At 58.4% G+C, this 19,830-nt stretch carries 17 protein-coding genes and 3 pseudogenes; 11 read left to right on the forward strand and 9 right to left on the reverse strand.

All coding sequences use genetic code 11. The annotated features are described in order from the left end of the window. Positions 1-215: 215 nt before the first annotated feature. From QA644_RS29195 to QA644_RS29210, 4 genes and pseudogenes are all read right to left on the reverse strand, one after another. Positions 216-1,571: a CadC-family transcriptional regulator gene (locus tag QA644_RS29195; RefSeq protein WP_283074048.1), complete on the reverse strand. Its 1,356-nt coding sequence runs from the start codon at positions 1,569-1,571 to the stop codon at positions 216-218. Then, a pseudogene (locus QA644_RS35255) lies at positions 1,572-2,228 on the reverse strand (BTAD domain-containing putative transcriptional regulator); the annotation flags it as partial. It abuts the gene before it with no gap. Positions 2,229-2,753: 525 nt separating this feature from the next. Further along, a pseudogene (locus tag QA644_RS29205) lies at positions 2,754-2,944 on the reverse strand (iron ABC transporter permease); the annotation flags it as partial. A gap of 22 nt (positions 2,945-2,966) precedes the next feature. Beyond that, positions 2,967-3,886 (reverse strand): annotated as a pseudogene (locus tag QA644_RS29210) (ABC transporter substrate-binding protein). 497 nt (positions 3,887-4,383) lie between these two features. Here QA644_RS29210 and QA644_RS29215 point away from each other — a divergent pair. From QA644_RS29215 to QA644_RS29235, 5 genes are all read left to right on the forward strand, one after another. Beyond that, positions 4,384-5,640: an MFS transporter gene (locus QA644_RS29215; RefSeq protein ID WP_283072698.1), complete on the forward strand. Its 1,257-nt coding sequence runs from the start codon at positions 4,384-4,386 to the stop codon at positions 5,638-5,640. 784 nt (positions 5,641-6,424) lie between these two features. Beyond that, a complete protein-coding gene (locus QA644_RS29220; protein ID WP_246763501.1) occupies positions 6,425-7,249 on the forward strand; it encodes an N-formylglutamate amidohydrolase in 825 nt (274 codons plus the stop codon). Continuing rightward, on the forward strand, positions 7,246-9,132 hold the full coding sequence (locus QA644_RS29225) for a flavohemoglobin expression-modulating QEGLA motif protein (protein ID WP_194730872.1): 1,887 nt from the start codon (positions 7,246-7,248) through the stop codon (positions 9,130-9,132). Before QA644_RS29220 ends, QA644_RS29225 begins: the two co-directional genes overlap by 4 nt. After that, positions 9,133-10,176, forward strand: a complete 1,044-nt coding sequence (locus QA644_RS29230) for a glutathione synthetase (RefSeq protein WP_283072699.1) — start codon at positions 9,133-9,135, stop codon at positions 10,174-10,176. Positions 10,177-10,357: 181 nt separating this feature from the next. Further along, the gene (locus QA644_RS29235; RefSeq protein ID WP_283072700.1) at positions 10,358-11,266 is read left to right on the forward strand and encodes a LysR family transcriptional regulator; all 909 of its coding nucleotides are present in this window, start codon (positions 10,358-10,360) and stop codon (positions 11,264-11,266) included. A 398-nt stretch (positions 11,267-11,664) separates the two neighbouring features. Here the strand turns inward: QA644_RS29235 and QA644_RS29240 are convergent, their stop codons facing one another. After that, the gene (locus QA644_RS29240) at positions 11,665-11,886 is read right to left on the reverse strand and encodes a DUF2798 domain-containing protein (RefSeq protein ID WP_283072701.1); all 222 of its coding nucleotides are present in this window, start codon (positions 11,884-11,886) and stop codon (positions 11,665-11,667) included. 210 nt (positions 11,887-12,096) lie between these two features. On the opposite strand from QA644_RS29240, the gene QA644_RS29245 reads away from it, so the two are divergent. The 4 genes from QA644_RS29245 (at position 12,097) to QA644_RS29260 (ending at position 14,809) form a co-directional block, all read left to right on the forward strand. Next, a complete protein-coding gene (locus QA644_RS29245) occupies positions 12,097-12,888 on the forward strand; it encodes an SDR family NAD(P)-dependent oxidoreductase (RefSeq protein ID WP_283072702.1) in 792 nt (263 codons plus the stop codon). Positions 12,889-13,029: 141 nt separating this feature from the next. Further along, positions 13,030-13,824 (forward strand): SDR family oxidoreductase, encoded by a 795-nt coding sequence (locus QA644_RS29250; RefSeq protein ID WP_283072703.1) that lies wholly within the window; start codon positions 13,030-13,032, stop codon positions 13,822-13,824. Between the two features lie 22 nt (positions 13,825-13,846). Beyond that, positions 13,847-14,254, forward strand: a complete 408-nt coding sequence (locus QA644_RS29255; RefSeq protein ID WP_283072704.1) for an organic hydroperoxide resistance protein — start codon at positions 13,847-13,849, stop codon at positions 14,252-14,254. Between the two features lie 96 nt (positions 14,255-14,350). Further along, a complete protein-coding gene (locus QA644_RS29260; RefSeq protein ID WP_283072705.1) occupies positions 14,351-14,809 on the forward strand; it encodes a DUF6130 family protein in 459 nt (152 codons plus the stop codon). 198 nt (positions 14,810-15,007) lie between these two features. On the opposite strand, the gene QA644_RS29265 is transcribed toward QA644_RS29260, so the two are convergent. Further along, on the reverse strand, positions 15,008-15,898 hold the full coding sequence (locus QA644_RS29265) for a LysR family transcriptional regulator (RefSeq protein WP_194730867.1): 891 nt from the start codon (positions 15,896-15,898) through the stop codon (positions 15,008-15,010). Between the two features lie 95 nt (positions 15,899-15,993). Between QA644_RS29265 and QA644_RS29270 the strand changes: the two genes are divergently transcribed. Beyond that, on the forward strand, positions 15,994-16,989 hold the full coding sequence (locus QA644_RS29270; RefSeq protein ID WP_283072706.1) for an aldo/keto reductase: 996 nt from the start codon (positions 15,994-15,996) through the stop codon (positions 16,987-16,989). A gap of 61 nt (positions 16,990-17,050) precedes the next feature. Here QA644_RS29270 and QA644_RS29275 read toward each other — a convergent pair whose 3' ends face one another. Further along, the gene (locus QA644_RS29275) at positions 17,051-17,821 is read right to left on the reverse strand and encodes a glucose 1-dehydrogenase (protein ID WP_283074049.1); all 771 of its coding nucleotides are present in this window, start codon (positions 17,819-17,821) and stop codon (positions 17,051-17,053) included. Positions 17,822-18,088: 267 nt separating this feature from the next. On the opposite strand from QA644_RS29275, the gene QA644_RS29280 reads away from it, so the two are divergent. Then, the gene (locus QA644_RS29280) at positions 18,089-18,229 is read left to right on the forward strand and encodes a hypothetical protein (protein WP_349254124.1); all 141 of its coding nucleotides are present in this window, start codon (positions 18,089-18,091) and stop codon (positions 18,227-18,229) included. A 21-nt stretch (positions 18,230-18,250) separates the two neighbouring features. Here the strand turns inward: QA644_RS29280 and QA644_RS29285 are convergent, their stop codons facing one another. Both QA644_RS29285 and QA644_RS29290 read right to left on the reverse strand, forming a co-directional pair. Beyond that, on the reverse strand, positions 18,251-18,625 hold the full coding sequence (locus tag QA644_RS29285) for a hypothetical protein (RefSeq protein WP_194730865.1): 375 nt from the start codon (positions 18,623-18,625) through the stop codon (positions 18,251-18,253). A gap of 606 nt (positions 18,626-19,231) precedes the next feature. After that, positions 19,232-19,723 carry an Lrp/AsnC ligand binding domain-containing protein gene (locus QA644_RS29290; RefSeq protein ID WP_283072707.1) on the reverse strand — a complete coding sequence of 164 codons (492 nt, stop codon included), beginning with the start codon at positions 19,721-19,723 and terminating at the stop codon, positions 19,232-19,234. Between the last annotated feature and the right edge of the window lie 107 nt (positions 19,724-19,830).

Consider the following 19,830-nt stretch of genomic DNA (forward strand, 5'->3'; position numbering starts at 1 on the left):
CACGACTCCATAAAAAGGCTCGATGCGGACGAGCTGGTCCTTCACTGACCATACGCCGGCAGTGTCCTCATCCGCGACCTTGGCTGCCAGACGCTCGCGTCATCAAAGATGGTGCCCGCAAGCGCCGCGACGCCATGGAGGAGATCGACGTGGATAATGCCATTCTTGCTCCAGCTTTGCTTTCTACGTCCGACCCAGCTTTGCGCAGATCGAGGTTACTCCGGCAGTCCCGCTTTCCGAAGAGCCTCTATATACCGAGTACGATCGTCCAGTCGTCGGAACGGTGGGAGTATATCGGCAAGATTCGAAAGGCGCAGCGCAGGGTCGAAGTCGCATAGGCGAGCGATCATTTCCTGGGCTTCCACAAACCGCCCCGCCATGGCATGACCCGCCGCCACGACACGCATCGCACTCGGGTAGTTCGGCTGGTGGCGCAACGACTTTCCCGCCCAATCGACGGCGTCATCGTAGCGGCCAGCACAAAAATGAGCGAGCCCGGAGTTGAACTGCCAAGCAAACAGGCGCGGATCAAATGGGCTCAGGCGCATGGCAAGCGCGGCGTGTTCGACGGCCTTGTCCGGTTCGCCCAAGCAAGCTTTCACCCAGCTGCTGACGCCCAAAGCAGCGGCCAGATTCGGGTTGAGAGCAAGCGCGCGATCGATGCAAGCCGCACTGTCATCGAGGTCACCACCAACGTAGCCGAGGACGTATCCGCCGTAGGAGAGCGCAATGGCATCGTCCCTTCCAAGTTCGACCGCTCTCCTGGCCAGTCGGGTAGCTTCGGCGATCTCTTGCGCGCGGTCGATCATCCAACCGTTGCTCTTTCGGGTCGCGTAACACCGCGCCGCCCGAGCATGGGCCATAGCAAACTCCGGGTCACGGTCGATCGCCTTCATGAACAGCCCCAAGGCATCGTCGATGGTGGATCTAACGGTGATCGTCCGGTCAAAGACCGCCAGCCCGCGGAGATAGTAGTCGTAAGCGTCGAGGCTCTCTGTCGGCTTGCGTTTGGCACGCTCGATCTCAGCCTCCTCCACTTTCGGTGTTATCGCGCCCACGATGCTTGAGGCGACCTGATCTTGAAGATCGAATACATCCGCCAGAGTTCCGTCAAAACGATCTGCCCAGAGGTGGGCACCCGTCGAAGTGTCGATGAGCTGCCCGGCAATGCGCAGGCGGTCACCCGTCCGCCGCACGCTTCCCTCGACCACATAGCGTACGTCCAATTCGCGTCCGACCTGCTTTATGTCTACGGCCTGACCCTTGTAGGTAAAGCTCGAATTCCGCGCGATGACGTACAGGTGACGGAAGTGAGCCAGGGCGATGATGATGTCCTCCACTATGCCGTCGGCAAAATATTCCTGCTCTGTATCGCCGCTTAGATTCTGAAATGGCAACACCGCCACCGATGCCCGATCGTGATGCTTCGTCGGGACTGAGAGGACCTGCGGCTGCGACACGACGTCAAGGCTCGGTGCGGTCCGCTGATATTCGGTTTCCTCCAGCGATCGCAGCGAAGCCGCCAGGAAGGCCGTCTGTGCCTCGGGCTCCGCGCGCAGATGCTTCTTCAAGAGAGCTCGACAGGACTCGAACTGGCGCAAGACCGCGTTTTCGTGCCCCCTGAGAGCGTGGATCCGCATCAACGCTCGATGGGCCGCCTCCACAGTCGGGTCCGAAGCAAGCAGCCTCTCCGCGAGCCCTTCGCAGGCTGTCTCTTCTGCGGAGCCGGGCCCAGAGAGCGCCAGGCTCAGCCGCTCCACCAGCTGCTGCGCCTTGCGTTGATATTTACTCTGATGAGGTCTGAACCATTCATCCAGTCCGTCCGGAATGGCGTCGCCTGCAAGCACCTCACCGCGATAGAGATCCGCAGCAAACGCGAGATCAGTGGTCCGGCCGCCTTCCAGTTTCAGGTCGAAGATCGAAATGTCCGCGTCATCCGGTCCGGCAACCAGCGCGACGGCCTCCTGGTCCCCATCGATGTAGACGGTGGCATCTTTGCTAGCCGGGAACGACCGCCTGATGTCGACCAGCGCCTGCCGCAAGCTATTGCGGGCCTGCCCATTCCTTCGTCCCGGCCAAAAGGCTTCAGAAAGCTGTTCCCGACGATAGCCGCGGCTGCCTCCGAGAACCAAGGCAGCAAAAAGAAGCGAAGTCTTGCGCGTGGTGAAGCGGACTTGCCGGTGTTCCGGAGAAGTAACTTCGAGGCCACCTAGCAACCTGATGCGCACAGATCGTCTCCAGATTTTGACCGCTGCCGCAGAGTAGCATTTCGGCAGATAGATTTAACATCGATTTAGCGGCGGCTTGTCGAACTTTTGCTTTTTCTTCACGCACAGCCGAACAGCCCGAAAACACCCGCGTGGCACGCTCCCACCTGCAAACCTCAAAATGGGAGACTGAAGATGGCTAATACGGAAACTCGCGCTGGCGGCAGCGCGTCGAAAACACAGTTGTTTGGATCCACGCTGAAGTGCGCCGCAACCATAATCGCTGCCTTGCAGGGGTGGCGGCGGACCGTCGCTAGACGGACGGCGCTGGCAGACTTGACGCCCGATCAGCTGAAGGACATAGGTCATCCGGAGGTCAATCGGCCCGTGCTCGTAATTAAAGCAGGTCTGATCACGAACTTAACGTCGATGCGGTAGTCAGCAAAATTCAGCCGCGCGGAAGCGTCAGTTGCTGGTCAAAAATGAGAGGACCCAAACAACCGGTGCGGCGCTAATGTGCGTTCCTGCTCAAGCGGCTGCTTGTCGAAGGCTTCGCGGCAGCCTCAGGGTCCAGACAAGACAAGGATCGAGTCGATCTTGCCGTCAGGAGCCCAAAGCACGCGCAGGACGCTCTCGAGAGATAGCATTTTCGCGCCTGGCAGCAGCCCCAAGACGATGATCAACAAAGTCGCGGCGACGACGAACCCAATGACTATTGAGGATTTCCGTGCGTCCATCGTCGTCGCGATCATCAGCCCTTTAGTTCTGGGCTTCACCCGGAATGATCTTCGTAGCTTCCGCCCTCACGTCGACGGCAGAAAACGCATCGGGATAGAGATAGTGGGCAGCCTCACGAAGGACGATCTCGCGGGCGATCGGACCGTTCGTCTCACCCACTGGTCGCCGACGTAGAAGACCCGCTTGTTCTTCACGGCGGTGAGCTCCTGCCAAATCGGGTTGTTCTCATGCGGCCGGTCTGGACCTGAGTCGTAGATGAAGAGAACTTCGGGATCCTTCTCGAGCATGGTCTCCGGGCTCAAATCGATGCCGAACTCCCCGCCCGGCGTCATGTTTCCGGCGATGTTGTCGCCGCCGACCGCAGTAACGATGGAGGCAGCCGTATTTTCGGTGTGAAACGCAAAGGGTGTTTCGCCACCCCACATGATCGCGAACCGGGGGCGCACGTCCTTGGGTGCCTTTGCCGCAAAATCGACAAGATGCGCGCGGAACTCCTTGTTGAGCTGGATGCCGCGCTCAGGGTTGCCGAGGATTTTTGAAAGCTCTGCGATCTCGCGGTCGCTCGCGTCCAGGAACTCCATGTTAAAGGCGACGAAGGGAGCAATCTTTTAGAGTTGCGGTGCGTTGCCGACCGTGTAGCGGCGGATCGCGACGATCAGGTCGGGCTTAGCCTCCGACAAAAGCTCGAGATTGGGCTTGGCGCGCTGGCCGACCTGCTTCATACCCGCAGTCGTGCCAAGAAGAAAGTCAGGTTCGCGGCCAGCTGTCATGTAGGGGCTGGCGACGGGCTTGATTCCCAATGCGAGCGCTACGTCATCCGCAAAATACGAGATCGAAGCAATTCGCTTCGGTTGAAATGGAACCTCGACTTTAACCCCGCGGCCATCGGTAACTGAAAGGGTCTTGCCGTCCTGGGCATAGACAGTGCTGCCCGTCATCATAGTCAGCAGACCAAGAAGTGTGACCGATTTTACGTGCGTTGTTCGTCATTGCGATATCCCCCCAGAATGTGCGACATCGCTTTAGCCGCTAAACTGCAATCCACTTTGATGCGATGCGCGCCGTGGCAGTAAAGTGTTTTGCCAGGAGCGGGAGCTCGGCGAGCTCAGCACATAATTCTGGTTCCTCTATGCGGTCGGACCTATTGCGGGCATAAGCGAGTGGCCGCAAGCAATCATCGCCATACGTGGCCTGGGCGTTTCCTGCACTGAAAGGACGATGCATTGACGACGTGCAAATTCCTGTCTAGCTGTATCGTCATGAAGATCGCAATGGTTCTCGTCGTGGTGATAGGGCGCATGGGCAGGATGGTATAGCCATCCGGCGAAAGCACCCATGCGCGGTAAGCAGGCTCCTGACGGGGCCTTTTTTTATGCCCGGAGATTGGGCCGCGCCTCGTCAGACTTCCGCAATCACTCCTGACAAGACGGACAAAACCATGACGAGCGAAAATCCCATTCAGACGTCGTGCGCCCAAGTCACCGGAAAAACGGACATGCCCCTGACGACTGCCCCGCCCCGGCTAGCGACCCTCATCTTGCTTTCGGCGCTTGCGGTGCTGCCGGTGAACATGATCTTGCCGTCGCTTCCGAACATTGCAGCCACGTTCCAAGCTGATTTCGCGCTCGTCAATCTTTCGGTTGCGGGCTATGCAACCGTATCGGCGCTGACAGCGGTCATCGCAGGGGCGATGACGGATCGATATGGGCGCAGGCCGGTCGTATTAATGGCTGTCTCCATCTTCATTGTCGCGTCCCTTGGCTGTGCACTGGCGACCAATATCGGCGTTTTCCTTCTGTTTCGAGCAATGCAGGCGTCCATTGCTGCGTGTTTTTCCGTGGCCCTCGTCCTGATCAAGGAGACATCGGGCGAGCGCGAAACCGCAAGCAAAATCGGTTACGCCGCCGTGGGATGGGCACTTGCGCCGATGCTCGGTCCGATGTTTGGCGGGACGTTGGACGAGTTGTTCGGATGGCGGGCGAGCTTTGTAGTCTTTGCGGTCCTTGGTGCAGCAATGCTCGCTTTGGCCCTTTGTGATTTAAGGGAAACGGCCGCGCGCTCACAGAGACCGCATGGGAACTATCTTGCCGCTTATCGACAGCTCCTGAGTTCGGCGCGGTTCTGGGCCTACACCCTGTGTATGGCCTGGTCCATGGGGACGCTTTACATCTTCTTGGGCGGATCACCATTGGCCGTTGGTCAGACGCTCGGCGGCTCAAGTGCGAAACTGGGCTTCTACATGGGGTTGGTCCCGGCGGGCTTCATCCTGGGTAGCTATTTGGCTGGCCGCTACGCCTCCAAGCACGCGCTGGGCGCTACCCTCATTGTCGGGCGCCTCATAACGTGCATGGGGCTGGTGGTTGGCCTGATCCTATCGATGTTGGCGACAGCCCACGTTCTTGCGTTCTTTGGGCCTTGCATGCTCATCGGCATCGGCAATGGACTGACCATGCCCGCCGCCAACACAGGCGTGCTGTCGGTGCGCGCCGATCTCGCCGGTACCGCGGCGGGGCTGGCCGCTGCAATGACAACCGCTGGCGGAGCGCTCATAGCCTCAATCGCCGGCTTGTTCCTTGTGAAGTCAGGTGCAACCCATGTACTGCTCGGTATGATGCTGATATCGGCATCACTCGCATTGCTGGCAGCACTTTTGGCCGCTTTTGTCGATTGGCGTGCCTCCAAGATGGTTTCCTAGGGAGTGGCTGATTTCTATCAACCCTTGCTCAGTCCACTTTAAGCCTTGGGGTTTCTTCTCGCAAAAACATGCTCGTCTTCTGGCTCGCGCGCACTCTTTCGCGAGCCCTGGTCGGCCATTCGTCTGGCGATCTGGCCCTGCAACTGGTCCTTTTTCCGACACCAGCGCGCGCCAAATGACCGCTAAGATCAGTGACGGCCGAATGCGGTGCCCGCGTGCCGGAGCAACCACCGACGATCAGATAGCGAGCATATTCCACCTGCCGGCGCGCATAGCCAATGCGCCCTCGCTCAACATGCGCTGTCCATCTAGCTCCTGAACCGGCCCAAAACGCATCTCCTCACATCAAAACCTGACCGGGCTTGGCTGTTCCATAAATTTCGCAGTCAAGGTCGCGAACCTCAAGTTTTCAAGATGATCAATCCGTCGGTGTTCAGGCAGGCTTTGTATCCTCGACATCAATGCCCGCCCGTCGAAGTGTTCGTGCCCTCCTGCAAATGCCTCGATGCCTCCCACCTTGATCAAGGTGAACGCCGATCTACCTTCTTCTCTAAGAGGCGAGAGCCCTGCAATCGGTAGATAATATGTGTCCGGAAACCTCCTGCAACCATCGACCAGTCGTCCCTCCATTGAAGGATCGTCCCGCCATCGTTGGTCCTGATTGTGATCCACTCTCTTTCAGATCGCCAAAAGGCAGAGGCAACCAAGGAGCGCCGGCGTGTCCGGCTGGCGGAAAAGCAATCCCGACAACTTTAGGCAAGGCTTAGTTCAGAAAGGTCGATCACTGACAAACCAAATCGAGGTTCCAAACAGCGCGTGTTCCGACACCGGTTCTTTATGGAGCGTCAGGAGGGGCCAATCTCCGGTCATCGCGACGGCAATCCATGACGGTCGGCTTATGCGGCAGGACTTGCTGCCGCTTTGTGCTTTGAGCGAGTCCGAGCGTCTTCGTGAGGAAGACCCCTTCACAGCCTTCCTGATCAGTGGCGTGCCGAACCAGGTCGTCTTTCATCGTTCTCGTTTTGAGATCGATCTCAACCGGAGTCGCGAACAGGCGGTCTATTTCCGTCCTGAGCAGGCTTGGGGGCTAACCGTCTGGAAAAATGGCCTTCCCGCCTCCGAACACTTGGCCTCGCTGATGGTTTACGATGACTACTATGAGATGCTTGGCTCCTTTCTAAGGGGTATCGAGCGAAACCACGGGGAGTTCGTCCTTCTCGACGTCCACAGCTATAACCATCGCCGCGCCGGTCCCGACATCCGGACCGATCCCGAGCAAGCCCCAGATATCAACATCGGTACCTTCTCGATGGACCGCGATCGCTGGGCGCATGTCGTTGATCCGTTGATGGAGCACTTCCGAGCCGTCAAGACCGGAGACAAGCCGCTGGCTGTGAGCGAGAATATCGCCTTCCAGGGCAAGGGAGAGCAAACCCGGTTTATCCATGAGCAGTTCCCCAAGACGGGATGTGCCATCGCCATCGAGTTCAAGAAGATATTCATGGACGAGTGGACCGGGCAGCCGGACAACGCCGTACTCGGCAAACTTCGCGACGCGGTAACGGCGGCGGTTCCGCTTCTGGAACGCATTGTGGGGCAGCCTCGATGATGCGACAGACGTCGGCAGTTCAGGAGAGTTGGCTGGAGGAGGTCACACAGTGTCTGCGTGATGATAAGCCGATCCGCAAGGAGCTGCCGGAAGGCGGGCGACTTCATATTGATCGACTGCTGCCCTTCCTCTTCATTTACGTTGAGACCCGCAAGACCGAAGAGGTTGCCCGGTCGGTAACACAGTCAAACGCTTCGTATCTTCTCGCATCGACTCCAAAGCAGGTCATGCCTGTCATCCAGGCTCTTAGCGCCATCGCGGTCGAACGATTTGGATCATTCCTGGTCATCAGAATCGGAGAGCTCGGGCGCGACAAGTTCCTTACCGATGACGCGCCCTATCTACCGCCCTTCGAGGTTTCGGTCTGGTCAACCGAGAATGCCGTTGTAGCCAAGGAGACATTCTCGCAGGCGGTCATGGCGAGCGAGGCTCGGTTTCGCACGCCAAGGGTCGAGGAACGAGGCGCTCCGCCATCGATAATCGACGAAGAAATTTCTGCTTTATCCGGTTGCGCCGTCCTATCGGCCGAGTTTGCTCCGATTTACCGCGCGCCCGAGTCCGCAGAGATATACCCAGAGCTTCGAGATCAGCTGATTGCAACCCTGTTCGATGCCGGGCTACGGGCATGTGCCGCATTCATTGGCTCTCGTGGCATCTTGAAACTGACATCGCATCGATCCTTGGGTCGACGCGCCTTTGTTGATGCCGTGAGCCGTGTTGACCGGGGCATCGATGAAATTGCGTCGGCCTTTGACGTGCTCCTTGCGGTTACGCCCATCAACGCTCAGCAGGCGTTTCAACAGTTCAAGTCGAACAGTTTCAGAGGCGAACCCGCCTTCCTCTACCGCCCTTTGACCATCCAGGTCGAAAGCGCAAAGCAGCACCTCTTTTCGGTTTCCTTTGATCATATGGAAGACCCGGTTCTCTACGATCTCTATCGGGAAAAGCAACGCGAAGTGGATTTGCAGCTTTCCTTGATCGCGTCGCGCCAGGCAGCCAGCTTCATAGAGTTCGGAAGAGCGCTATACGGGCCTGTCGAACCGTCTCTCCTTGCCGAAGCCGAAAGCATTCTCGGCACGCTTTCGAACGGCGGCCCGGCTGATTTTGACGACCGGGTTTCCGAGGCGCCGAATGCGGACGCCAACTATGTTTCGCGACGGGCACAGGCGATGATCGCTATGTATCGGCGGGCGTGGCCGGACTTCAAAGTCGATATCGAACTTCGCGATGATCTTCCATCAGGGTTGATGGTGACCAATCATCGCCTTCTGATATCAAAGACGACCAATATGGATCGACGGCGCGTGGAGCCACTTCTTTCCCATGAGATCGGCGTCCACCTGCTCACCTACTTCAACGGATCGTCGCAAGGCCTGCGGCTCTTTCGCTCTGGCCTTTCTGGCTATGAAGGGATGCAGGAAGGCCTTGCGGTTTTCGCCGAATACCTCTCGGGCGGTATGACCGTGGAACGGCTGAAGTTGATTGCTGCCCGCGTCGTCGCATGCGCCGACATGCTTGCGGGAGTGCCCTTTGAACATACGTTCTATCGTCTGGTCCAGGATTACAAATTCACCCACTTCGGGGCATTCAATCTTGCGCTGCGGATTTACCGAGGCGGCGGTCTCGCCAAAGATGCGATCTACCTGAGAGGACTGCTTCAGCTCCTGGATCACCTCAAGCGCGGCGGTGCGCTTGAACCCTTCTGGATGGGAAAGATCGCCTCTTCTCATTTTGGCGTCATGGAGGAGCTTGCAGCACGCGGGTTGCTGAAGCAACCGTCTGTCTATCCGCTGTTTCTCGCCACCGGTGAAGGGCGCGAAAGGCTCGACAGGGCCAGACAGGGAATGCGGCCCATCGACATGGTCCAACCAAAGGAAAGCTAGATGCGCATTGCGTTCTTCGTGAACTCCATCGAGGGCGAGGCTCCGTCCTATACGACGACCTCTCTGGCGATTGCGGCGATGGCCCGTGGCCATGATATCTGCTACGTCACGCCCGATGGTTTTGTGCTTCGACCGGATGACAGTCTCTCTATGCGGGCGATCATTCCGGGTGTTGGAAAACCCAAGAACGCCGAAGCATTCATCGCGATCCTTAATGAGAAAACCTCGACCGAAACGATTGACGTGGTGGATGTCGATGTTCTCTTCCTGCGCAACGACCCATCCCTGGACGCCGATGAACGGCCTTGGGCAGCGCATGTCGGGGCAATGTTCGGACGGCTTGCGGTTGAGCGCGGCGTGATCGCCGTCAATGATCCCGACGCCTTGGCGAAGGCGCAGAACAAGCTCTATTTTCAAGACTTCCCCGAGGTCATACGGCCGACTACTCTTATTTCCAAGAGCCTGGACGAGATCAGGGCCTTCATCGACAGCCAGAAGCGTGGCGTCGTCCTCAAGCCGCTTCAAGGATCGGGCGGCCGGCACGTGTTCAAGATCAAATCAAGCAAGGAATCCAATCTTAATCAGATATTCGAAGCAGTCAGCGGCGAGGGATACCTGATCGCCCAGGGCTATCTTCCCGATGCCGTCGAAGGCGATATTCGATTGTTTCTCATGAACGGCAGGCCGCTGGAAAAGGATGGTTCTTATGCGGCATTTCGCAGGGTCCCGGCAAAGGGCGAGGTCCGCTCCAACATCAGCGCGGCTGGAACTGCAGCCGCAGTGAAGATCACGCCAGAAATCCTTGAGGTCGCCGAAATCGTAAGACCGAAGCTCGTCGCCGATGGCATGTTCTTGGTCGGTCTCGATATCATTGGTTCCAAGATATTGGAGATCAACGTATTCACGCCGGGAGGGCTCCAAAACATTGAGCGGCTCTACGGCGTGGATTTCTCCTCCGTGGTGATCGAAGCGCTGGAAAAGAAGGTGAGCACGCGTGCGAATTACGGCAGCCGGTTGTCGAACGCAGTCCTGGCGACATTGTGATCGGCCAATCGTGCGAATGTCAAATGTCACGCCAAGACCGGTCGGCCCCAGAGCGTATAGATGACCTGCACGAGCCAGTCCGGTACAAGTGCTCGCGGCAACGATTGCCGCCGAGGCCGCCATCTAGGCACCGGACGTGATTTCGGCTACCTTTGAACGGTCATTCCAGTCGTTGGGGCCTATGGATCGATTTGATGCGATGCGGGTACTGCTTGCGGTCGTCGACGCCGGCAGCTTGTCGGCTGGCAGCCGCAGGCTGAATGCTCCCCTGCCCAGCGTCAGCCGCAAGGTCGCTGATCTTGAACGGCACCTCGGCGCAAGTCTCATCATCCGAACAAGTCGCAATCTGCAGCTTACCGACGCCGGGCGCGACTATGTCGAAGCCGCACGCAAGATTATGGCAGACCTCGAAGAGGTTGAACGCCGAGCCTCCGGCGAATATCAAACGCCGCGTGGAATGCTCACGATCACAATGCCAGTGGAGTTCGGAAGTCGGTACGTGTTGCCTATTGCGCTGGACTTCATGAAAGAGCACCCGGAAGTGACGTTGAACCTCCTGTCGCTCGACCGTTCAGTTCATCTTGTGAATGAGCAGGTGGATGTTGCCTTTCGGCTTGGCGAACTCGCCGACAGTTCCCTCTATGCGGTCAAGGCCGGCGAATTTCGCCTGCTGACATGTGCCAGCCCAGCCTATCTGGAGCGGCATGGCGTTCCTCAACATCCCACCGATTTGTCGAACCATGAGGGCATCATGTTCAACAACCGGTCATTCTTCTGGGGATTCGAAGTCGAAGGCAAACCAATCGAAGCGGTGCCGCGAAGCCGCATCGAGGTCAACACCGCGGCCAACTGTGTTGCCGCGGCGTTAAGCGGAGTCGGGATCGCCCGCCTCTTCGACTACCAGGTTCCCGACGAATTATCCTCTGGCGCGCTTGTGCCGATCCTGAAAGGCTACGGTAGCGAGCCGAGGCCGATCCATATCGTCTATTCGCGCCAAGGGCTTCTTGCCTTGAAGGTGCGCACATTCATCGACTGGGCTTTGCCACGGTTCCGCGCGACGTGCAGTAACTATGGTGGCATTGCGCACTGACCGCAATGACGCGCGGACGTCGTCGATTGTCCGCTCCGGGTCTTGAAGATGGGGGGAGTGCCCGATGCCGGGAAGGAGCGAGAATTCCGCATTGACCCTTTCGGCAAGCTCGATTCCCATTTCTTTCTTGATATAAGAGTCTTTCTTACCCCAGACCACCTTCACCGCTGTTTGTGAGCCGGCCGAGATTCGCCTCGACGTAATCCTGGTCCTTGTAAAATGCGCGTAGTCACTGGAGAAAGCATCTGCCGTGGTCATGTGGTCATGGCTCCATCCGCGGGGCATGTCTTGTTTGAACTCCCGGGAAACCTCGAATTGAGCTTGCCTGGCCAGTCCTCTCCGTGATGAGTCTTCTCAAAGACCATTGTCATGTCGGTGATCCTTTCCCCTCGACCGGATCATCGGACCAGTCGATCGACGTGCACCTGAAGTCGCGGTCCGATCAGCAGGACGGCGGGAATGACGATTAGATACCCGATGCTCCACGAGCGCAGCCATGTCAGGACAAATCCCTTTGAGAAGCCGAGGTTGAGCGCAAGAAGGACGAAGGAGATAATTCCGGTTGTGATGATGCCCATCGACAGGGCGAAGGCGATCTTCCGTTTCAATTGCGTGTTCATGTTCTTCTCCAATGAAGGTTCAAAGCCTCGATATGACCGCTTTGCACTGATCGAACCGGGCGGTCACGATCTGGTTGATGATCGGCGCCGAGAAATCGAGCATTGCCACCCGGGGCGGTAGAGCAAGAATGCGAGAGGCAGCCTCTTGAATCCGGCAAGTCCCAAACGGTGGGGAACGGACTACATCTGTCGCGAAAGGACCGAAACGTCATGTCGCGAACTCACCCCAAGGCTCTCGTCACCTACGCGTCCTGCGCGATCGGCTTGCTATATGCCAACCGCCTTGCTCGCCGCGGATATGATCTCGTGTTGCTCGCAAATAACCCTGACCGGCCAATTGCCCTTGCGCGCATTTTGCAAGCTGAGACCGATGTGGCGGTCGAGGTGGTCGCTGTCGACCTTTCGACGGACCAAGGCCTCCAAGACGTGGAGGCTAGGTTCGTGGAGGAGAAGGGCTTTGACCTTGTCGTCAACAATCTCGACTTGCCAGCCGGCAAACCGCTTCTGGAAGACCGGGCGCTCAACCTCGACCGCCTGATCGGAATGAACGTTAAGGCATATGCACGCCTCGCAGCAGTGGCCGCACATAGCATGGCTCGGCGACGTCAGGGTGCCATCATAAACGTGGCATCCGCAATTGCCTTTGCGCCAGAAGTTGCGACGGGTGTCTACGGCGCGAGCAAATCCTTCCTTGTCGCCCTGACCCGCACGATGCAGGCCGAACTGACGCATCAAAACGTCTATGTTCAGCTCGTTCTGACCGGCGCGGTGCGCACCGATGTCTGGCCGTTCCCCGCTTGCGTGCCTGAAGCAATACCCGGAATGATGACGGCTGCCGATCTCGTCAATGCCGCGATGGTGGGTTTCGACCGTCGCGAGGCCATAACCATCCCCTCGCTGGTAAAGACCGGCCGTTGGGCGAGTTATGAGCGCGCGCGCAAGGCGCTGCTTGACGACCTCATGAACAGTGAGCCGGCACCTCGGTATCTACGCCAACGCTGATCAAGTCTGTCAAACGAGAGGCTGGCTCTCATTTTTGCTCGCTACCGGGCCAACTTTACCGAGCTCATATTCTTACCCATCGCAGTCGACAAGTCGCAACTGACGCTTGGCTGTGTCCACGACAACCCGAAAGGAAATGCCATGCAGGAAACGTTAGGAATCGCCGTCGTTACCGGCGCATCGGGCGGCATCGGCGCCCTTTATGCAGATCGACTTGCCCGGCAGGGCTATGACTTGATGCTCGTTGCGCGAAACGGCGACCGGCTGCAACGAGTAGCAGCTGCTATCCGCGAACAGACGGGCCGCACCGTCTTGATCGTCACTGCCGACCTCACGACAACGGACGACGTAGCCCGGGTCGCAGCGCTGATCGCTGAGGACCCGCGGATCACGATGCTGGTCAACAATGCCGGTGTCGGGGCGACCGCGCCGCTCGTCCAGTCCGACGTCAACGCCATGAGCGCGATGATTGCGCTCAATGTCGATGCGCTGATGCGGCTCACTTACGCCGCCGTCCCTGCGTTTGTCGAGCGGGACCGGGGTACGATCATCAACATTGCTTCGATCGTGGCGGTCGCGCCGGAAAGATTGAACGGCGTCTACGCCGGCACGAAAGCCTTTGTTCTCGCCTTCAGCCAGAGCCTGCGCCAGGAACTGGCCGACAGCAACGTCCACGTACAGGTCGTTCTCCCAGGTGCCACCGCGACTGACTTCTGGGATGTCGCAGGGCTTCCGGTTCAGCACTTGCCGCAAGAAATGGTCATGCCGGCTCAAGACCTGGTCGACGCTGCCCTACTGGGGCTTTCGCGCAAGGAGTTCGTCACCATCCCGAGCCTTCACGATGCCGGCCAATGGGATGCCTTCGACGGCGCCCGGCAGGCGATGGCGGGAAATTTGTCCACCAACAAGCCAGCAGCCCGCTATCAGGCCGGCTGACATCCGATCAGGAGCAAATGAAATGTCGAAAGTCGTCTACACGGGTAAAACCCACACCACCGGCGGGCGCGACGGCGCCTCGCGCAGCTTAGACGGGCGTCTTGATATCAAGCTGTCGCCACCCGGATCGACGGGCGCTGGCACCAATCCCGAGCAGCTCTTTGCGGCGGGTTGGTCCGCATGTTTCCTCGGCGCGGTCGGAAAGGCCGCCGGCGAGCGCCACCTCCGCCTGCACGCCGATGCTTCAATCAATACCGAGGTCGACCTCGTCTTGGGTGATGATGGCTATTTGCTACGCGCGCGGCTGAGTGTGAGCCTGCCGGGCATCGCGCCTGAACTTGCGACCACCCTCGTCGAACGGGCGCACCAGCTTTGCCCTTACTCGAAGGCCACCCGCGGCAACATCGAAGTCGAGCTCAGCGTGGCTTGATCGGCATCTCGGTTATTTCCTTCAACCAGACATCGCGCCGGCGATCGGAAATCTCCCGGTCTCGACCGGCGCGGCTATCACGGGATGATATTTGTCATGATAACGACCATTAGAGCCCTCGGCTTTGCTGCAACCGCCCTTCTGACTGTAGCGACCGCGACTGCCCAAGCCCAAACGCCAGGCAGTGTCCAGACTCAGTTTTTACCTATCAAGGATGAGCCCGAGCCGAAACTTCTTGTCGATCAGCCCCTTGCAGAACCACTCACCACGCGAGGGGTGGCCATTATTCCATATCGGACGGAGAATTTTCGCATCCTGCCGATTTTCGGTCCCGGTGCAAGCGACGTATCGCCACGGGTGGGCCACCTGCACGTCAACGTCGACGATCTGCCGTGGCGCTGGGCGGACGCAGGCGGCACAGGTGCAATTGTTCTGACCGGACTGCCGGCTGGCAAACATAAAGTGCTGATCGAAATTGTCACGCCTGAACACCGTGTGATTGGCGGTCAGGCCGTTTCGTTCACTGTTCCGGCGATCCATGGCCAGCATCATTAGAAAGGCCATCGCTCCTGAGTTCGGATCAGATGAACGCGCAACGCCTTGTGGAATAGTCTGATCAATGTTGCCGGCCAGATCGCGCCATGGGTCGGTGTCCACACCTCCAACGTCATCCCGCAAGGCTGGGAGGCTCTCCCCCCGTTTGCAGGCAAAACGGTCCAGGGCAACTTGCGCATTTGCACCTTGCATGACCTGTCAGCCTGCATGCTTGAAGAACTCGATGAAGGCGCGCAGTGCTGGGCGCATCTGACGCCGGCTTGGGTAGTAAAGATAGACACCGGGAAACGGCGCGCACCAATCGGCAAGAACCCGGCGCAGCCGCCCTTCATCAATGGCGGCGTTCGCCATGTTTTCTAGCAGGAACGCGATACCGGCGCCGTCTAGCGCGGCCTCGATCACCAACCGGTCGTCGCCTAGAATAAGCGGTCCATCGACATCAAGGACCAGCTCTTCGCCATCTTTTTCGAATTCCCATCTATAGACCTGTCCGCTGGCAAATCGCCGCCGAATGCAAGCGTGATCCATCAGCTGACGCGGATGGACCGGCACGGTCTTTTGCTCGAAATAAGAGGGTGAAGCAACGACGCTTGCCCGTATAGGAGCGCTCATTGCGACGGCGATCATGTCCGGCTCCAGACTCTCTCCGAGGCGCATGCCGCCATCAAGGCCCGCAGCGACGATGTCGTTGAACGGCTCCTCGACCCGGATTTCCAGAACGACGCCCGGGTAAGCCCTGCTGAAAGCCGCAAGGCGTGGCGCCAGAAGCCAATGCGCCGCAAAGGGCGGCACGCTGAGTCGAAGATTGCCGGCTACACGATTGTTGATTTCCTTTACCGCATCAAGCGCCAGGTCGATCTCGCCCAGCGCCGGCCCCAGCCGTTTGAGAAGCAGTGCGCCCTCTTCCGTTACCGCGATGCTTCGGGTCGTACGAGAAAAGAGTCTAACTCCCAGACCAGCCTCCAGGCTCGAGACGGCGTGGCTTACAGCAGAAGGCGCTATGCCCAGCTCCTTGGCCGCCCCCCGAAATCCCCCGCATGCGGCCACGGTAGCGAAGATTGCAAGTTGAGGTAGGCGACTTCTGTCCATTGTTCCATTCTATAGAACAGCGTGTGAATTTCCAGGCGAATTAACGAACAACCTTCCTTGTCCTATCTTCCATTCATCACAGAAGGAGATCAGTGATGAAAAAACGGAAGCTCGGAAACGAACTCAACGTCTCGGCGGTAGGCCTCGGATGCATGGGCATGACGTTCGCCTATGGCGGTCAGGATGAGGCAGACGCCATTCGCACGCTGCACCGCGCTGTCGAGATCGGCGTAACCTTCTTCGATACCGCAGAGGTCTACGGTCCTTTCGATAATGAAATTCTGGTGGGCAAGGCTTTGAAGCCGCACCGGGATCGCGTCGTGATCGCAACCAAGTTCGGCTTCAAGATCACCGATGAGGGCGAAGGTCCGTCGCGCATGGTCGGCGTCAACAGCCGCCCTGAACATGTAAAGGCAGTAGCCGAAGCCTCTCTCGGACGGCTCGGAATCGAGCAGATCGACCTCTTCTACCAGCACCGCGTCGACCCCAACGTGCCGATTGAGGAAACTGTCGGAGCCATGGCGGACCTCGTCAAGGAAGGCAAAGTGAAAGCGCTCGGCCTTTCGGAGGCAAGCGCTGCCACGATAAGGCGCGCTCATAATGTGCACCCAATTGCGGCGGTGCAGAGCGAATACTCGCTGTGGAGCCGGGATCCGGAGCAGGAGGTCTTGGCGGTGTGCCGCGAGCTTGGCATCGGCTTTGTCCCTTACAGTCCGCTCGGTCGTGGTCTCTTGACCGGCACAATCAATAAGCCCGATGAACTTGGTGCCGATGACTGGCGCAAGAACCTGCCACGCTTTCAAGCTGATGCCATGGCCGCGAACGCTGCCCTTGTCGCAACGTTGAAGGACATGGCGCAGGCAAAGGAGGTAACGGCGGCGCAACTTGCACTGGCCTGGGTGCTGCATCAGGGCGACTTCATCGTGCCGATTCCCGGCGCGCGCAAGCTCAAGCATCTGGAAGAAAATGCTGCGGCAGCCGACATCACGTTGTCGGACAATGAGCTTAAACAGATCGGCGAGGCGCTCGCTCCGGCAAAGGTCACCGGCAGCCGTTACCGCGAGCAGGAGCTTGCCCTTGTGAACGGGTAGACTTTTTACGCCTCAGCGTTCGACAAGGCGTTCCTTCCACTACGTCTTGACATCCTCGGCCTCAGGCGACGGACCATCCACCGTCCACCAGCAGGTTCGCGCCGGTGATTAAGCTCGCAGCCGGTGATGCAAGGAAGACTACGGCACCCACCACATCATCGGTCTCACCGATCCGGCCAAGTGGAATGTGAGCGAGCGTCGCTTTGCGATTGTCGGCATCGGATAGAAAAGGTTCTGTACCATCCGTGTGGATGAACGTCGGCGATACGGTATTTACGGTGACATCATAGCGTGCCCATTCGGCTGCAAGGCAGCGCGTGAGGTGATTAATTGCCGCCTTGCTCATGCAATAGATTGCCTCGCCGCGCAGTGCCACGGTACCGGCCTGCGAGCTGATGTTGATGATCCGGCCCCCATTGCGCTTGATCATGTGACGGCCTACTTCCTGCGTCATCAGAAAGGTGCCCTTGATGTTGACATCGAGTATCTCGTCAAGGTCCTTCTCCTCAACGAGTTCCGCGAGATTGCCCGGAGCCACGCCGACGTTGTTGACAAGGACGTCGATCCGACCGAACGTAGTAAGCGCCGCGTCGACGGCTTGTGCGATATGGGCCTTATTGGGAATGTCCAGTTTAACAGGCAGAACTTTTCGTCCCGCGCCCTCGAGTTCGGCAACCAGGCCCGCCGACGCTGCGACATCGCGGACCCCCAAAACAATATCGGAGCCTGCTGCGGCACAGGCAAGTGCGCAAGCTCGCCCGATGCCACGGCTCGCGCCCGTCACCAAAGTCACCTTGCCCTCAAGGCTGAAGTCCGGCGCATTCTTCTGCATCATGATGCCTCCCTCGATGAAGCTCATTTATGGCAGCGTCGGCGTGCGGATGCCAGATGTTCTGTGCATGCCGAGGAGCGTCCCTTTGACCAATGGGCGATCCCGCAGCGTCTCTAGAGCCAGATTGATCGGGCAGCCCGAGCGTTGCGCGTTCACGCGCAGTCCAAAAACCAATTGCGACATAAAATCAGTCCAGCTATTTTAAAACTGATTGCATAACGCAATTAGAACGGCGGTGGCGCAGGCGCTTAGGAGGAGAAAGAGGGCATGGCCAAGCTCGTCTTCGCAATGATGCAATCGTTAGGCGTTTTGCGCCTTGCCCTGGCACTCTTGCGCCACTTCATCGAGGAAGTGCGCGGCCTGACCGGCTGCGTGTACGGTTGCCGCATGTCGGCAAGGCCTGGATGAAATCCGCGGCAGCGGACCTTGCTACCAACGATCGCGATGAATGCGGGCCGGAATCATCGAAACCGCGGGATTGCCTGGCGCATCCTGGCGGAGATGAAGCACCCATCGTCCGAGCACGATCGCGGCGAGTACCGCTACCCCCATGCGAAGCCACGGAAAGGCGCCGACACGGTTCCCCGCCACGGTTTTGAGCTGACCAGGGAACAGGGCCAGCTGCTCACACAGGTCGGCAACGTCCTTCCGGAGCCAGGCAACTTCCCGCAGGGCCGATTGCAGCTCATCCTCGCCGGGTATGTCTTCGGCCAGATCGTCGGCCGGGGCGCCTTCCTCCACGTCCGCAAGGTGTTCACGAAGCTGGGTTGGACTGTCAAAGCCCTTGAAACGGATGTTCGTCATTGCCTTTGCCTCAGTGCGTTTTCGCTGTCGTCGTCCTCTCCCTTGCATTTGCGGCGACTAGCGGCGGAGGGAGCGGAGGTTTTTGTCGCTTGGCACGTAGCGCTTGCCCGTACCGGTACCGGTGAATTCCCGCCTGGCCATGGTGCGTCTGCTTGCTGTGCGTGGGGAACGCTTCAGGCCGCAAAAAGATGCATCGGCGGCGATCGGAGGCGCAGGTCGATTGCGGTACTGACGTGCACTGAACGATAAGCCGCCTTCAACCCGAAACAGGCGCAGTCAGGCATCAGGTGCCGCCATCAACGTCGGTTGGGTGGGAAGCAGTCCTCTGCCTGACAATAACGCGGCGGCACGTCCTGCAGATTGAACCTTGACGAGAGACCGCCACAGGTGTGGCCGTCCTCGACAGTCGCGAGGATTTGTCCAATCCTGAAAAGTCCGATGACGACCCAGGCAAGCTGACGGCGCCCACGATGACCCAATCCGGTAACGGTATCCGTGCCGACGGTCGACATAGAACGCACCGGCCACACGCAAAATCGTGCCGGTTCGATTGTGTCCAGCCAATCTCATAACGCCAAAAGAACACGCGGAAGCCTTAGCCGGCGGCTAGCTTGCGTAGCTGGACCCGCTCCAGTTTTCTTTCACCGTTTCCATGGCGACATTCGTCGATGTGCTCGCCACAAACGGCAAGTTTGAAATCCGTTCGCCAAGTACATGTCTATAGCGGCGTATGTCACGCGTCCTGATCTTGAGCAAATAATCAAAGCGCCCGGCAATCATGTGACATTCCTCGACTTCCTTGATCTTCTTGACTGCCGCATTGAAGGCGCGAAGCGCATCTTCCTGCGTGTTTGTGAGTTTGACCTCCGCAAACGCAATATGCTCCAGATTTAGTTTCGAGGGATTGATGACGGCTTTGAACCCTTCAATGTAGCCGTCAGCAATGAGCCGTTTAAAGCGCAGCTGGCAGGGCGTTTTAGAAAGCCCGACGCGCGCCGCAAGATCGGTGATCGACATTCTTCCGTCGTCGGAGAGCGCTTCGAGAATTTTCCTGTCGAATAGGTCAAGTTCACTAAACTCATGCTCGTCTTTAGTCATTTCATACAGATCCGCTCGCAGCAATAAATCCATACAGACTATAAACCAGGAAAATCAAGTCTGAATGCCTTGATTGCGCGTGCTAGAGTGGGCTGCTTGCTGAGGAG

The organism is Rhizobium sp. CC1099 (genome assembly GCF_029714385.1).
Lineage (GTDB): Bacteria > Pseudomonadota > Alphaproteobacteria > Rhizobiales > Rhizobiaceae > Rhizobium.